Consider the following 15,036-nt stretch of genomic DNA (forward strand, 5'->3'; position numbering starts at 1 on the left):
TGCCGTCGGGGGTGGGCGCCCGCCGCGCTCGGCGGGCGCCCGGCCGGACCCGTTACTGGCAGGCCTCGCACTCGGGGTCCTCGATGCCGCACGCCTGGCCGTCGACGATCTCGAACTCGTCCTCGTTCGCCTCGGGCTCGGCCGCGGGGGCCGGGCTCGGAGCCGGGGAGGGGGACGGGCTCGGCGCCGGGGAGGCGGGCACCGCGGCGGCGGCCGGGGTGGCCGACACCGCGTTGAGGCGGCCGTCCGTGCCCTTCAGGGTGCTCTTCTCCACGTGGGTGGCGCTCTGCGAGCGCAGGTAGTACGTGGTCTTGAGACCGGAGCGCCAGGCGCGGCGGTACAGGGCGTCCAGCTTCCTGCCGCTGGGAGCACCCATGTACAGGTTCAGCGACTGGGCCTGGTCGATCCACTTCTGGCGGCGCGAACCGGCGTCCACCAGCCAGTCGGGGTCGACCTCGAAGGCGGTGGCGTACAGGGCCTTCAGGTCGTCCGGCACGCGGTCGATGGCGCCGAGGCTGCCGTCGTGCATCTTCAGCGCGGACACCATCTCGTCGTCCCAGAGACCGCGCTCCTTGAGGTCGCGGACCAGGTAGTCGTTGACCACGGTGAAGTCACCGGACATGTTCGACTTCACGAACAGGTTCCGGTAGACCGGCTCGATCGACTGGCTGACGCCGGTGATGTTGGCGATGGTCGCGGTCGGCGCGATCGCCATGACGTTGGAGTTGCGCATCCCGGTGGACTTGACCCGCTCGCGCAGGGAGTCCCAGTCCAGGGTCTCGCCGCGGTCCATGTCCAGGTCGCCGCCGCGGGAGTCGGCGAGCAGGCGCAGGGAGTCGATCGGCAGGACGCCCCTGCTCCACAGCGAACCGTCGAAGCTCTCGTAGGCGCCGCGCTCGCCGGCCAGCTCCATGGACGCCTCGATGGCGTAGTAGCTGATCAGCTCCATGCTCTCGTCCGCGAAGGTCACCGCGCCCTCGGAGCCGAACGGCGTGCGGATCTTGAACAGCGCGTCCTGGAAGCCCATCAGGCCCAGGCCCACCGGACGGTGGCGCATGTTCGCGCGGTGCGACTCGGGGATCGTGTAGAAGTTCACGTCGATGACGTTGTCGAGCATGCGCACGGCGGTGCGGACGGTGCGGCGCAGGCGCTCGACGTCGATGCCGTCCGGGCCCACGTGCTGGGCCAGGTTGACCGAGCCGAGGTTGCAGACCGCGACCTCGTCCTTGCTGGTGTTCAGCGTGATCTCGGTGCACAGGTTCGACGAGTGCACCACGCCGGCGTGCTGCTGCGGCGAGCGCAGGTTCGACGGGTCCTTGAAGGTGATCCACGGGTGGCCGGTCTCGAACAGCATGGTGAGCATGCGGCGCCACAGGTCCACGGCGGGCAGCTTCTTGGAGACCTTGATCAGCCCGGCCTCGGCGTCGGCCTCGTACTTCTCGTACGCCTCGACGAAGTCCCTGCCGTACTTGTCGTGCAGGTCGGGGACCTCGTCCGGGGAGAACAGGGTCCAGGTGCCCTGCTCCTCCACGCGCTGCATGAACAGGTCCGGAACCCAGTTCGCGGTGTTCATGTCGTGCGTGCGGCGGCGCTCGTCGCCGGTGTTCTTGCGCAGGTCGAGGAATTCCTCGATGTCGATGTGCCAGGTCTCCAGGTAGGCGCAGACCGCGCCCTTGCGCTTGCCGCCCTGGTTGACCGCCACGGCGGTGTCGTTGGCGATCTTCAGGAACGGGACGACGCCCTGGCTCTTGCCGTTGGTGCCCTTGATGTGCGAGCCCAGGCCGCGGACCGGGGTCCAGTCGTTGCCGAGGCCGCCCGAGTACTTGGACAGCATGGCGTTGTTGCTGATGCCGTGGAAGATGTCGTGCAGGTCGTCGCCGACCGTGGTCAGGAAGCAGGACGAGAGCTGCGCCCGCACCGTGCCCGAGTTGAACAGGGTGGGCGTGGAGGCCATGAAGTCGAACGAGCTCAGCAGCTCGTAGAACTCGATCGCGCGGGCCTCGCGGTCGTCCTCGTTGAGCGCCAGGCCCATCGCCACCCGCATGAAGAACGCCTGCGGGAGCTCGTAGCGGACCTCGTCGCTGTGCAGGAAGTAGCGGTCGTAGAGGGTCTGGATACCGAGGAAGGTGAACTGCTCGTCGCGCTCGGCGTGCAGGGCCCCGCCCAGGCGCTCCATGTCGAACTTGGCCAGCGCCGGGTCGAGCTGGCCCAGGTCGATGCCGCGGCCGACGTAGGCGGCCAGGTAGGTGGCGTAGCGCTCGGACATCTCGGACTGGCTGGCGGTCTCGGGGGCGCCGCCGACGAAGCTCAGGGCCTCGGTGCGGAGCTTGTCCAGCAGCAGGCGCGCGGCCACGTACGAGTAGTTCGGGTCGACCTCCACGAAGCTGCGGGCGGCCATGACCAGGGCCAGCTCGACCTCGGAGTCGGGGATGCCGGGGTAGAAGCCGCGACGCGCCTCGGTGAGGACCTTGTCCGCCGAAACACCGGTGAGCCGCGCACAGGCCTCGGTTACGACGTGCTCGATCCGGTCGATGGCGGCGCGGGCGCCACCACCGTCGGTCGGCTCGGGCCGAACGGATGCGGGCACGGCCTCGACGTCAAGGGTCATACAGCGGCTCCAACCTCGGTAAAGAAGAGTCCCGGCGGGGAACGGGGGTTCACGAGTGGCAGGCGCGCGGCTCGCACCGGTGGACCGCCGCACTGGATGCGGAGGATCCTGTGACCGGTGGGTCGCGGCGACTCCCCTCGACGCCCCCTCGTCTGGGTAGCTGGTGGCAGGGCCTGGGGCCCGCGGGTGACCTACTCGCCCACCGGCGTCCGGGGCCGTTCGGACCCCGGTCCGGGTGGCGGTCGTCGTTCCCGCCTGCTTCACCAGGGCGGGAACCCCGGTGAACCACCAACGGGTCCCGATACTACATCTAGGGGCTCCCGCCTTGGAACACCGCAAGATACTGGCGTGTTGCGGATTTCTCAGATTCTTCGACACCCGTCGAACACACGCATGGAGCGTGGTATGAGTGCCTCGCGAACACCCGATTCCGGTGCACGCCCCGCCGGGTTCGCAGGCTTTCGGAGAGGGTCGGACACAGCCTAGAACGTCACCGGGGCGCACGTGTCCGAGCCGCTCCCGGAGATCGGCCACAGAACGGCACAGGAGCTCCGGGAAGGGGTCCGTGAACGGGGGGCCGCACCGACGGAACCCGGCGTACCAGGTCGCTGCGGTGCGATGGGGCCGCCGTCACGTGTCCGGAACCGGACGCGGACCCCCGGCACCGGATCACCGGGGCGCGTCAGAAAGCTCACTCCTCGTCGAGACGGCGGTCCAGGTCGTCCTCGGACAGACCCAGATCGGTCCGGATCCGGAAACGGATCCTGAGGAGTTCCACGAACAGGTCGCGGACGTAGGCGGGCAGCGCCCCGCCCGCGAACCGGCGGGCGCCCTCGGTCGCCCAGCGTTCGGCCCCCTCCAGGTCGTCGTGGGCGTAGAGGACCTCGGCGACGTGGATGTGGGTCGCCAGACCGGCCCGGGGGCCGCTCTCCAAACGCTTGAGGTGGTCGTAGGCCCGTTCGCGCTCGTCCAGCTGGAGCAGGGCTCCGGCGCTCAGGGCGCGCGCGTCGACCACGGTGGGGCCGCCGTCGTCCATGGCCCGCTGGTAGGCGGCACAGGCCCGTTCGAACTCCTGGGCGATCTCCCACTGCTCCCCCGCGCGCACGAACAGCTCCGCGCGGGTGACCTCGCTTCCGGCGTCGACCCGGTTGGCCAGATCCAGCAACTGGGCGGCGATCCTGCCGTGCTCACCGGATCGGACGGCGTGGAATTCCAACCGGTCGAGTTCTGCAGTCGTCACCTGGGTCAACCGCATCGCCCCCATCCCCTACTCGCTCCCCCCGCGCCCGTCAGGCCCTGGCACGCTCCAACGCCTGCCAGAACCCGTGGCGCAGTCCGTCACGGACCTCGTCGCGCAACAGGTGGTCAATCGGGAGCGAGGAGCCCTGGAGCAGGCGCGCCTCCAGGTCGGAGGGCATCCGGGGCCTCCGGGCCAGTACGGCCTCGACCCACAGGGCGGGTGCCTCACGTGCGATCGACTCCGCGAAGTCGTTCCCTTCCTTGTGCGCGACACGCACCGCGTCATCAACGGTATGCGCGGCGGAGCCAGTCTGCTGGGCATATCCAGGACTGTGACCTGATTCCTGGTAACCACCGGTACTGAACCGGCTGTCGAACTCGGGACCAGTAGGCTGCCGTTCCCCGAAGCGGAGCCCGGCGTGACCGCGGCGTGCGGCGTCAGTTTCCGTACTGGTCCCATAGGTAGGGTTTGCTTCTGCCCCACCTCCGAAGCCTGGATCCTCGCCGGGTCCGAACCTCAGGTCCTGTTGGGGTGGCGGGGTCTTTCTCTGCGGCGGCCTCTGCTGGGGTGCGAAGGAGGCCTGTGGGCCGGTCCCGCTGTCGAAGGCCCTCTGCGGCCCGGTCCCGTGGAAGGACTGCTGCGGCCCCGTTCCGTGGAAGGACTGCTGCGGCCCCGTTCCGTGGAAGGACTGCTGGGGTCCGGTCCCGTGGAAGGACTGCTGCGGCCCGGTGCCGTCGAAGGGCGGCTGGGGGCCGGTCATCGGCTGCCCCTGGCCCTGCGCCGGTCTGTTGGGGAGCCCGTAGCCCCCCTGTTCGGCGCCGCCCATGGCCTGGTGTCCGCCGGTGCCCGGGGGCGCGTATCCGCCCTGGCCGTTGGCTCCGTGCCCGTTCTGGGCCGAGTGCCCCCCGGCGGCGCCGGGGTAGGCCCCGTTGCCGTTGGGCGGGGCCTGGCCGCCCGAGGGGAAGCCGTTCGCGTCGATCCCGCCGGGGGCCGGGGAGGCGTTCTCCGCGCCCGGCCCGGCCAGGTGGTCGACACCGCGCTGTTGCGCTATCGACCGGCGCATCGCCCGCAGCTGGTCCATCGCGCTGCCCTGGGGGACGGACTGGCCGCCGGTGCCCGCGAACATCGCCTCCAGCCCGCCGGTGGAGGTGTCGGCCGGTTCGCCCCTGCCGGCGTCGGCGGTCGCCGCGGGCTGGCGCGGTCCGGGCTGGCGCGGCGTCTCGGGGGCGGACCGGGCGCGGCCGTTGGCGAAGGGCGTGGTCGTCTTCGCGGCGTTCTCCTGGGTGGAACCCCCGCCGGAGAGCAGGCTGACGTGCGGACGCAGGTGCCCCGCGCCGATCTCGATGAGGTCGTCGCACTCCCGGCGCAGCACGCGGGAGATGGTCCAGTTGCCCTCGACCGAGATGTGTACGACGGTGACCCGCACACCCATGTCCTGGACGTCGGCGACCACCGGGGCCATGTCCTCGTCCCCGCTGACCAGGACCGCGTCGCACAGGACACCGGTGCGGGCCAGGGTGGTGAGGTCGCGCTGGACGTAGCTCTCCACGCCCTCCCTGCGGCCCGGCCGTATCCGGGCGGCACGGAACTTGACCCCGGGGATGTCCGCGATCCCGTCCTGCTCCTGGGCCCTCCGGTCGTCGGCGACCGCCTCGTACCAGTAGCAGCGCAACAGCGGCAGGCCCGTCCGGTCCCGCGCCACCTCGTTGAGGAACTGGACGAGACCGGAGTAGTCCCAGGCGACGGAGTCCCGGTTACGGGTTCCGTGCACGGCCATCGCACCGTCGGCGAGAAGGTATCCCGCGTCGACGAACAACGCGCAACGGTCCACGTGACACCGCCCCCTTCCCTGTCGATCTCTGGGCCATGTCCATGACCGGGGCACAGCCTAGCCAAGTCTGTATCGGTTTGCGTGCCCACCATGAACACTGACAGTTACGGTCTTGCTACGCACAAACGGACCTCCAGGGTGGGGTCCGGCCTGCCGGCCACCCCCTGAGGACCGGAAACCTCCTGCCGGTAGCTGGCTCTCAGGACCGCATCGGGGCGGTGAGGGCGACGACGCCCACCATCACGGCATCCTGCCCGGAGGAGATTCGGATATCCGTTTCGCGCCCGAGTACTGCGTCGAATCGGACCACGTCGACCCCGAAGACCATCGGGTCCCCGACCGCCCCCCTCGCGGAACCCGTGAAGGCGTTGTCCGCGCTGCCGTGGCCCCCGATCGGCGCGAGCGGGCTCCCGCCCACCGTCACCCGGTCGCCGCCCAGATCGGCGTCGCCCTCCCAGGCCACCACCTCGAACCGCGCCGGGACCGACTCCGGCAGCAGACCCGACACCGGGACCCCCGTTCCGGCCCGGTCCTGGAAGACCGCGGTGGTCTCGTCCAGGACCATCGCCTGGTGGACGCCCTCCACCGCCGGGTCCTCCAGCACCACCACCAGGCTCCAGCCCGCGTGGACGCCCCGGCCCTCCCGGGCGGGGATGTCACCGACCCACCACTGACCGCCGCCGCTCTCCCGAACCAGCTCGGTGACGTTCGCGAACGCCTGGTAGGCCGGGTAGCCGGGCAGTTCGGCGACGCGGGTGTCGGAGGAGGCGACCGTCGTGTAGGCGGCCATGCCCGGCCCCTTCACCCGGGCGGTCGGCGAGCCCGGCTCCCCCGCCGCGGAGAAGTACAGGCCCGCCCAGCGCACCGAGCCGCCCTCGGGGAGTTCCCAGCTGGCGGAGCTGGAGGAGGTGGTCGTGGGGTCCTGGTCCCGGTCCAGCGGAGCCATCACCCAGTTGTCGTTGTCGAGCCGCTCGCCCGAACGCTCGCGCGCCCGAGCGCACTCTCCGGGCGCCTCGTGAGAGCCCTCCTCGTCGTACCCGGGGGTGGGAGAGGGTTCGGCCGGGACCTCGGGTACGGGCGGGCCCGTACTCCCGGCCCCGTCCGGGGCGCCCTCCTGGCCGGTGGCCTCCTCCTGCCCGGTGCCGTCCGTGCCCTGTTCCGCCCCGGGAACATCGTTACCGGATTCGCCCTCGGAACCGTCGAGAATCCCACCGCCCCCGAGAACATCACCGAGCCCATCATTCACACCGGTCCCAGGGCTCTCCTGGTCGGCCGGGGCCCTGCGCAGGTCGGCGCCCTCCTGCTCCTGCGCTCCGGGCACCACGGGCCCCTCCTGAGGCCCGGGCGTCGCGGCCCCCTCCTGCGCGCCGGGCGTCGCGGATCCCTCCTGAGGCCCGGGCGGGACGACGGGGCGTTCGTCCGGCGGGCTCTCCGGCAGCTCCGGCCACCCCCACCACGGCCAGGGCCACCCGCCATGCGGCGGTTCCGGTTCGGTACAGGTCAACAGGGCGTTGCCGACGGTCTCCGTACGCACCTGGCCCGCGGTGGCGTAGCGCGCCGTGGTTCCGTCCGGGGTCACCCCCCGCTCACCAACAGCCCGGAAACTCACCCCGCCCGAGGTGATCACCACGCTGGCGGGCACGTCGACGTCGGCGTCGGGCGCCACCCGGACGTCGAGGAACTGGGTACTGCTCTCCCCCTCCTCCATCCCCGAACGCACGCACTCGCCGCCGCCGCTCCCGGCCGCACAGCCCCAGTCGCCGTGGCCGACCGCCATCGGGACGGCGCTCCCGGCGCCGCCGGAGGAGACCATCTCCACTCCGGGCGGCAGCGTGACGGCGGCGATCACGTCCTCCACGGTGGACGCCCCCGTGTTGAGCACGTCCAGGACCATGATTCCGTCCTCCCCCGGCACCAGCGCGCCGACCGGGTCGATGCCCGCCGCGAACAGGGGCTGGGGCTCCTCGGCCTCCTCCGGAGGGTCGGGGGCTTCCGGGGGCTCCGACTCCTCGGGCTCCTCCGGGGGCTCCGGAGCGGGGGCCGCCGGGACGTCAGCCGGAACCGCGGGCACCGGTTCCGGTTCCGGGGCCGGGGCGGGCGGGTCCTGGGCGGGCGGGGCCGCCGGGGGGTCGCCGGGGGCCGGTTCCCCGCCGGGCCGCTGCTCCGGCTGGGGGGCCGCGGCGGGCGGAGGGTCCGCCGGGGGCGCGCCCTCCCCGCCGACCAGGGCGAGCGCCACCGCGACGGCCACACAGGCCGACGCCGTCGCTCCGGCCGTGGCCTGCTGCTGGCCCCGGGACATCCGGTTCCACCAGGCTCCGGCCGCGATCCCTCCCGGGGTCGCGGTGAGGTAGCCCGTGGCACCGAAGCCGACCACCAGGGGGAGGACGATCCCGCGCAGACCGACGTTGACGTCCATCAGCTCCGCGTACACCTCGCGACAGTCCGCGCAGTCGTCCAGGTGCCGGTCGACCTTGGCGGTGTCGCGTTTGGACAGGCCGCCGCGCACGTAGGCACCGAGCAGCCCGAGCGTGGGCCGGCAGGCCTCCGCCGCTCCCCCGCCCGCCAGGTGCATCTGGAGGTAGGCCTGACGCAGCCCCTCACGCGCCCGGTAGGCCAGGGCGGCCACACCGTTGGCGTTCATCCCTAGGATGGTCGCCGCCTCCGCGGGCTTGACCCCCTCGATCTCCGTGTGCCAGAGCACGGACTGCCAGCGCTCGGGCAGGGAGAGGAAGGCGCGGGCGATCAGTGAGCGTTCCAGGCCCTCCAGGGCCGGGTCGACGAAGGGTTCGCCGGAGTCGTAGCTCTCCATGTCGTCGGTGACGACCTGGCGCTTCTCCCCTCTCCCCCGGTCGTAGGCGGCGTTGCGGACCGCGGTGAGCAGGTAGGGGCGGAAGGCGTCGCTGGGCCCGCCGCCGCGCTGGATGACGCTGAGCACCTTGGTGAACGCCTCGGCGACCGCGTCCTCGACCTCGGCCTCACCGCGCAGCAGCTGACGCGCCAGACCGCGGGCCGCCCCGGCATGGCGTTCGTAGAGGGTTCCGTAGGCGACGTTGTCACCGGACTTCACCCGTTCGATGATTTCGGCGTCACCGATCAGTGTCTCTGTGTGATCGCCTTCGGCGTCGGTCACCCAGCGCCCTTTCGTGGTCAGCTCCCCCGCCGCGAGCCAGCCGGGGGCACGGGGGCGGGGTCGGTGTCGAAGAATCGCGTGCTCGAAAAAAATATCCCGTATCCGCGTCATAGCCGCCACCGATCTCCGTGATTGGAGTGAGGGAGAACGGAGGGGTCCACCGCGGGGGCGCGGACCCACCTCCGTTCACCTGGCCGAACAACGACCGGGAGCAGTGCCATGGGCGAGATCGATGTGGGTGCCGGGGCGCGGGACCGTATGGTTCGACGCGCCCGGGAACTGCGTGCGCCGTGGGGGCGCCGGAGCAGGGAGGAGGGGTGGAACCCCGCCGAGGACTGGTGGACGCCCTCGGTGGACGCCGTCTGTGAGGCCCACGCGAGCGGGGGCGACCTGACCGGTGCCTGCTCCCGGCTCGGCCAGGCCCGGGCCCGCTCCGGGATCGGCATCGGCCGGGCCCTGACCGACCTCGACGCCTTCGCCCGGGTCGCGGGCTGGGACCCGGTCCCGTTCCACCTCGTCCTCGCGCTGGCCGAGGGCTGGGTGGAGGGCGGACGCGGACGGAACACCTGCCAGGACCCGCTCACCGGCCTGGCCGGCGAGGAGTACCTGCGCACCCGGGTCGGTGAGCTCTACCGGGGCGCGAACGAGACCGTCCCCGCCGCTTTCGGGCACCAGCTCGTCGTGGTCGCGCTGGACCCCTCGCTCGACCCCTGGCGACGGACCGCCCGGATGATCGTCCTCGGACACGAACTGCGCCGCTTCTTCACCCGTGGAGAGTCGGTGTGCCTGGTCAGCCGCGGCCGGATCGCCGTGGTCACCAGGGACGGCCCCGGGTTGACCGCGGAACTGGACGAGCTGCGCGAGGGGATCTGCTGGGACCACGGAGCCGCCGTGTGGTCGGTCCCGTTGCCCGGAACCCACCGGGAGGCCGCTTCCCTGCTCGACGGCCTGGGGAGGCCGCGACGGGGCGGATGACCCACTGACGCCGTCCCGGACCGCGCGGCCCTCCTTGAGGGGGGAGGGCCCGGTTCGGACGGCAACGCCGACCGCCGCGCGAAGCTGAGGGGACGAGCGCGAAGCGGTCGGCACCGTCCGACGGGGTCCCCGGGCCCTCTGGCCCCCACGAGAGGGCGGCCCGCGGGATCCGTCGGACGGTACAGGCGCCGCGCGACGGCGGCGCCCGGAGGCGCGCTCACACAGGGGAGGTGGGCGCGCCTTCCGTCATCTCAGCGGATGACCGGGCCCCGGGTGAGAGGTCATCCGACCTTGAGCAGACCGAAGCTGGCCCGGAAGAGCGCCCTTCCCAGCAGGGAGGCGGGCACCGCCCGCACCCCGGCGATGCGCTCCTCGAACAGAACGGCTGGGCCAGCGACAACGAGGAGTACCTCGACAACCTCGAGACGGCCTGGACCGACACCGCTCTGGACGCGGGGGAGCTGTTCGGTGTCCGCAACGAGGACGGCTGGCTCTACGACTACCGTAGCGACGACCCCACGGAGAACCTCAGCTGGGACTGGTGGCTGGGCAACGCCAAGAACTCCCTGGGCGAGGTGTGGGAGGGCCACTCGGCGTGGTCGAAGCGCGAGAGCGATCCCGCGTACACGGGAACCCACACCGCGATCAACACCGCCATGCTCGTGACCGGCCCGGTCAAGTTGGGCATCGAGGTCCTCAACCTGGGCAACGGCCGTTCCGGAGACGGTGCGGGGGCCGAGGCCGGTCCGTACGGCGGCCAGGGCTGGAGTCCCGGCGTCGGAGAGTCGGACCGCGAGATCGCGGACATCATCGGGGAAGGCCGTACTCCGATCACCGAGCGCCTCGGGGACGTCCTGGAGCAGACACCCACTCTGCCGCCCATCGCCCCGGACCGCCCCAGCACACCGCCGCCCTCAGGCCAGCCCGACCCCGTGACACCGACGCCGGGCCAGACCCCCACCAACCAGGGCCCCACTCAACAAGACTCCACCCAGCAGGGCTCTAACCAACCGGACCCCAGGCCCACAACCGCCCCACCTGTGAACGGGAGGGACGGTCAGGGTAACGAGCCCAGACAGCCAAGGAGTGAGGAAAGCTCACACGATGATGACCGACAGGGTCACGGGCCCGGTGACGAAGAACGTCGCGGCAATGACTCGCCCACACACCCCAGAAGCGAGGAACAACATCCAGAGAGGCCTCCTGGTCGCCGTAACGACGAGCAGGGGCAAACTGGACAGGAGAAAACCGGATCCGAATCACGGACGAGGCAGGATGAAGAAGCGGAACTGCCCCCTGAGGCAGACGCCGGTGGTAGTGGAAATGGCAATAGAGATGGGGATCCGCCAAGAACCGAAGGTGAGGATGGTGACGGTGATGGCGACAACGACCGCGATGGCAGCGACAATTATCCCCAAGATCGACCTGAACCTACGCATCCGGACAACCGCAAACCGGATCACGACGGACCAATGCCACCCGAACTCCGGCCCGCTCTCAAGGAAAGCATCCAGCAGGTCCCTGGTTTCAAACAACTCGGCTTCAACGACAAAGATTTTGCAAACCTGTTCAACTCACTAGAAAACAAGAGATCCAACACCGGAGCACAAACAGCCGATATAATCTTACAAGGACGCCTGTCCAAATTTGAGGGATTCAGCGAAATAATCGCTTCACTGAAAAATAAAAACGACCTCCCTGCAAGAAACCAAGAAATGAGAATAGCCCTGGATCTTCTGGATTCCGGATTTCCGGAAGATCGTGTTTCATTCCCCGGGAAAAACCAAATAACCGGTGAGGATCTTGACGTGGCCGCAAGGAGGGATGATGGGGCCATCGAGTACGGCTACCAGGCCAAGGTGGTCGAAAACCCCGAGGGCATCAGGAGTGCGCTAAGGAAGATCAAAAAACAGTTCCCCCAAACCTCTGAGGCGAGCCACAGAGCTGGGGTCATCGAGGCTAACTTCAACATTGACCAGCTTCTGGACAGAGACTTGAAGCCTCTTCATGACGCGATCAAAAAGCAGAATATATCATTCCATATCCATTTTCAGGATGGAACTCTCGATTTCCCCCCAGGGGCCTCAATCTACCCGAACAGATAAGGAAAATATATGCCAACTCTCATGCGGTCACCTGATGAAGTCGGATCGTGGCTCTGGTACGTAGAAGCGCCCGAAAACCCTGACATAAGAGACTGCCTCGATGTCCTTGCCAGGGTCGCAGGAGTTTTGGAAAAACACGACCTGATGAAGTCGAATGTCATAGAAACCTGCTGGAATCAATATGGCAAGGGAAAGATCGGAATCTGGACAAAGTCATCTCTCAACACCCCCTTCTCCGATCCTTCATCCGCAGAATTCGTACAGCAGAGCAAACCTGCTGGATTCCCTGATTCTTATGCTGATTATATCGAGACCGTGAGCCTTGGCACCTGGATCGACGCAACTGGCCGAAGGCGCCAGGAGATACAACTAATAAATTTGTCAATATCTCCCGAACCCGGAGAGATTCAGGTGGAAATTCGTGTTCACCATGATATCTGGTCCTGGTACGACTTCTCGGGGCACCCCCATCCCAAGGTATACAAACAGAACGCTCCACGTCTTGCTGCGGCGCTCGAAGAAGTGGGAAAAACGCTCGAAGTCGATACTGAGAACGGAGAAAGTACGTACTTCGGTGTCTCGGAAGGCTTCTGGATCAAGCGCCCAGACGAAGAAGAACTTGTGGATGGACTTGCCATGGATGCCACCGACAGACTGTGAACCATGGAAAAGGAAATGATTTTCTAAAATTAACCAGGAGAAGACCAGGGAAGCGTGAACTTGGTTTTGACCTACCTCACGCGCGAGCGCACCCACCCCAAGGAACATGCCACCGACCGCGGAACCTGCCTGCCACATACTCCTTGAGGATAAATTTATGAAGACTCAAATAATACAGGCCCTCGAATGGAGAAATAAATAAGACAAGGAGAGAGGTTATCTGCGGAGACATCTGAAGGAAACAGCTTCACCAAGATTCGGTCCTTGAAGGCGTATCGGGATCACGCCACCGCGGAGCTGGCGGTAGGAAGCACCAGCAGAAACGTCTCAAGGCAACTGTTGATCCTAGCCTGTCTGGCCAAGGACGGTTGTCCTCCCTGGAGGTCGAGCCCGACTACCTTCCCGCGAGGATAGTGAACGGTGTCTGGCTCAACGCCTTCCCTGTGTGCGCCGGGTCCCTGTTTGTTAATTCCGTGAGGAAGTGAAGCCCATGGTGTTCGTTCGCCAGTTCCGGTGTCGGTCGATCAGACCGGGATCGAGCAGATCGAATCCGGTCTTTCAGCACTCGAACTGAACCTGCCGGTCTTTCCTCCAGCCGGATCTGTTGCGCGCCTTCCTAGATGGTGAGCCGGAGGAGTTCGAGCAGACCCTCGTCCAGGAGCTGGAGTCGTTCAGGGAGTACAACGCTCAGGAGGAAGGGCAGGGGATTCGCTCGCGCAGGTGCTGCCGCTCGGGTTGCCGGTAATCCGGTCGCACCTGGAGTCTCGGACTGATCGCCCCCGAACATGAGACGGCCACCGCTGTGAGCATGTGGGTGTTTTGGAACCAGAGGATCGGCGGCGCCCGTGCCGCCCACCGTAGTAGCGATCGCCCCACTCGACTGGGTGAGGGGGTAGGTCGGGCGTCTCGGCACGGGGCGTGCTCGCGGCCTGACGGCAACGGCGTGGGCGAAGTGCTCAGGCCGCTGTCCCTTCTCAAACACGCTCCGAGTCCTCCGCCGAGCCAACTCAGCCCCGGCCCCCTGCCAGGGGCTTCAGTGTTTCCGGCCGGGGCGGGGATGACGTGGTGGCACGAGGAGGGGCGGCGTGCCAGCACGGGGAGGCAGGCACCCCCAATTTCATTCACCTATGAATCAAAATGCTCAAAACTTCACATAAGACCCAAAAGTCAGTACCGACATCGATAGCGGTTGGTACCTTCCAGGGATGCTCGCACGCTTCTCGGGGTTCTTCGTCGGTTCGGTGTTCGGATTGGCGTTCGTGCTGATCAACAGTGGTCCGCCCCTGCCACCGGCCGTGTCCCTCGCGCTGCGGGCCCTGGCCGTCGCCGTGGCCGTGGCCGTCGTCGTGCTGGCGGTTCTCGCCATGCGCAGGGACAGCCGGAACGCGGGAGGCTCCGCCCACGAGCAGGGGGAACGACCGGTCGCCCCGCGTTTCGGGACCCTCTTCGGCACCGTCACCCTGGTCGAGTTCGCCCTGATCCTCGGCGGGGTGGCGGCGCTCAACTCCTTCGGGGCCCCGCCCCAGACCGGGGTGGCCTGGGTCGCCCTCATCGTCGGCCTGCACTTCTTCCCGCTGGGCCTGGCCTGGCGGCAGCGGGAGATCCTCCACCTCGCCTGGTACGCGACCGCGCTCGGCGCGCTCGGCCTGGTCATGGTGCTCGCCGGGTACCCGGACTGGGTTCCGCTGGTCAGCGGGGTCGTCACCGGCGCGGGGATGCTGCTCGGCGCCCTCACGGCCCTGGTCCTGGTGCACCGCGAGGCCGCCGCCCCGGCGTCCGAACACCCGGCCTAGTCGGGCAGTTCGCCCAGCCCGAAGTAGGGCAGGCACGGCTCCAGGCCCTCGACCGTCACCGGGACCGTGCGGTGCCTCTCCCAGTCCTGCCTGGTGAGTCGGTACACGGTCTCGCTGACCTGCCTGCCCCTTACCGCGACCAGGCGTGAGCCGTCCGGCCGGTACCCCAGCCGCCGGGACACCCCGTGCGAGGCCGCGGAGTCCTGGAAGGCCTCCGAGACGGCCGCGTCCGCGCCCAGGCACTCGAAGGCCAGGTGGAGCACGGCGGCGCGCATCTCCGTGCCCAACCCCATGCCCTGGTGGCTCAGTGCCAGCCACGAACCGGTACCCACCTGTCGGGCGACCGCGAAGTCCTTCGCCGTCATGTCCTGGACGCCGATCACGGTGCCCTCGTGCACCACGGCCGCGTTGAACGTCCACTTCTCCGGTGTCCACGAGGCCATGGACGACCAGTTGTGCTGGATGACCCCGAGCGCCAGGCGGCGGGGCGTCTGGTCGGTCCACGGAACGACGAAGGGCATCCGCTCCGGTTCGTGCACCCCCGAGACCGCGGCCTCGGCCAGTCGGGCGAGGTCGTCGTCGGAGGGCATCCTCAGTTGGAGCCGGGGCGTGTTCAGGCGCAGCCCCCTCGGGGGGAAGTACTCGGCGATCATGTCCCGATTCTGGCCGCGCGGCGCGCCGCTGTCACCCGTGT

At 68.6% G+C, this 15,036-nt stretch carries 9 protein-coding genes; 4 read left to right on the plus strand and 5 right to left on the minus strand.

From position 1 onward, the window contains the following. Positions 1 to 52: 52 nt before the first annotated feature. The 4 genes from AC0VYD_RS25280 to AC0VYD_RS25295 form a co-directional block, all read right to left on the minus strand. Positions 53 to 2,608 carry a ribonucleoside-diphosphate reductase subunit alpha gene (locus tag AC0VYD_RS25280; RefSeq protein ID WP_475477808.1) on the minus strand — a complete coding sequence of 852 codons (2,556 nt, stop codon included), beginning with the start codon at positions 2,606 to 2,608 and terminating at the stop codon, positions 53 to 55. Between the two features lie 691 nt (positions 2,609 to 3,299). Further along, entirely contained in the window at positions 3,300 to 3,872 is a 573-nt protein-coding gene (locus tag AC0VYD_RS25285; protein ID WP_473037625.1) for a hypothetical protein, read from the minus strand. A gap of 25 nt (positions 3,873 to 3,897) precedes the next feature. Beyond that, the gene (locus AC0VYD_RS25290; RefSeq protein ID WP_475477809.1) at positions 3,898 to 5,679 is read right to left on the minus strand and encodes an NYN domain-containing protein; all 1,782 of its coding nucleotides are present in this window, start codon (positions 5,677 to 5,679) and stop codon (positions 3,898 to 3,900) included. A gap of 199 nt (positions 5,680 to 5,878) precedes the next feature. Further along, positions 5,879 to 8,809, minus strand: coding sequence for a sigma-70 family RNA polymerase sigma factor (locus AC0VYD_RS25295; protein ID WP_475477810.1), 2,931 nt, complete (start codon positions 8,807 to 8,809; stop codon positions 5,879 to 5,881). Positions 8,810 to 9,028: 219 nt separating this feature from the next. Here AC0VYD_RS25295 and AC0VYD_RS25300 point away from each other — a divergent pair, with 219 nt between their 5' ends. The 4 genes from AC0VYD_RS25300 to AC0VYD_RS25315 all read left to right on the plus strand — a co-directional run bounded on the left by AC0VYD_RS25300 (position 9,029) and on the right by AC0VYD_RS25315 (position 14,342). Next, positions 9,029 to 9,784 carry a hypothetical protein gene (locus AC0VYD_RS25300; protein ID WP_475477811.1) on the plus strand — a complete coding sequence of 252 codons (756 nt, stop codon included), beginning with the start codon at positions 9,029 to 9,031 and terminating at the stop codon, positions 9,782 to 9,784. A gap of 230 nt (positions 9,785 to 10,014) precedes the next feature. Continuing rightward, positions 10,015 to 11,889 carry a hypothetical protein gene (locus AC0VYD_RS25305; RefSeq protein WP_475477812.1) on the plus strand — a complete coding sequence of 625 codons (1,875 nt, stop codon included), beginning with the start codon at positions 10,015 to 10,017 and terminating at the stop codon, positions 11,887 to 11,889. A 9-nt stretch (positions 11,890 to 11,898) separates the two neighbouring features. Continuing rightward, entirely contained in the window at positions 11,899 to 12,549 is a 651-nt protein-coding gene (locus tag AC0VYD_RS25310) for a hypothetical protein (RefSeq protein WP_475477813.1), read from the plus strand. A gap of 1,205 nt (positions 12,550 to 13,754) precedes the next feature. After that, on the plus strand, positions 13,755 to 14,342 hold the full coding sequence (locus AC0VYD_RS25315) for a hypothetical protein (protein ID WP_475477814.1): 588 nt from the start codon (positions 13,755 to 13,757) through the stop codon (positions 14,340 to 14,342). On the opposite strand, the gene AC0VYD_RS25320 is transcribed toward AC0VYD_RS25315, so the two are convergent. Then, on the minus strand, positions 14,339 to 14,995 hold the full coding sequence (locus AC0VYD_RS25320) for a GNAT family N-acetyltransferase (protein WP_475477815.1): 657 nt from the start codon (positions 14,993 to 14,995) through the stop codon (positions 14,339 to 14,341). The two genes, AC0VYD_RS25315 and AC0VYD_RS25320, sit on opposite strands and share 4 nt — an antisense overlap. Between the last annotated feature and the right edge of the window lie 41 nt (positions 14,996 to 15,036).

This window comes from Nocardiopsis sp. iso_40, from assembly GCF_056173285.1.

What these genes read in the sequence shown, in the direction of transcription:
- AC0VYD_RS25310 (WP_475477813.1), top strand. Translation starts at nt 11,899, where the DNA reads ATGCCAACTCTCATGCGGTCACCTGATGAAGTCGGATCGTGGCTCTGG.
- AC0VYD_RS25320 (WP_475477815.1), bottom strand. Translation starts at nt 14,995, where the DNA reads ATGATCGCCGAGTACTTCCCCCCGAGGGGGCTGCGCCTGAACACGCCC.
- AC0VYD_RS25280 (WP_475477808.1), bottom strand. Translation starts at nt 2,608, where the DNA reads ATGACCCTTGACGTCGAGGCCGTGCCCGCATCCGTTCGGCCCGAGCCG.
- AC0VYD_RS25315 (WP_475477814.1), top strand. Translation starts at nt 13,755, where the DNA reads ATGCTCGCACGCTTCTCGGGGTTCTTCGTCGGTTCGGTGTTCGGATTG.
- AC0VYD_RS25285 (WP_473037625.1), bottom strand. Translation starts at nt 3,872, where the DNA reads ATGGGGGCGATGCGGTTGACCCAGGTGACGACTGCAGAACTCGACCGG.
- AC0VYD_RS25300 (WP_475477811.1), top strand. Translation starts at nt 9,029, where the DNA reads ATGGGCGAGATCGATGTGGGTGCCGGGGCGCGGGACCGTATGGTTCGA.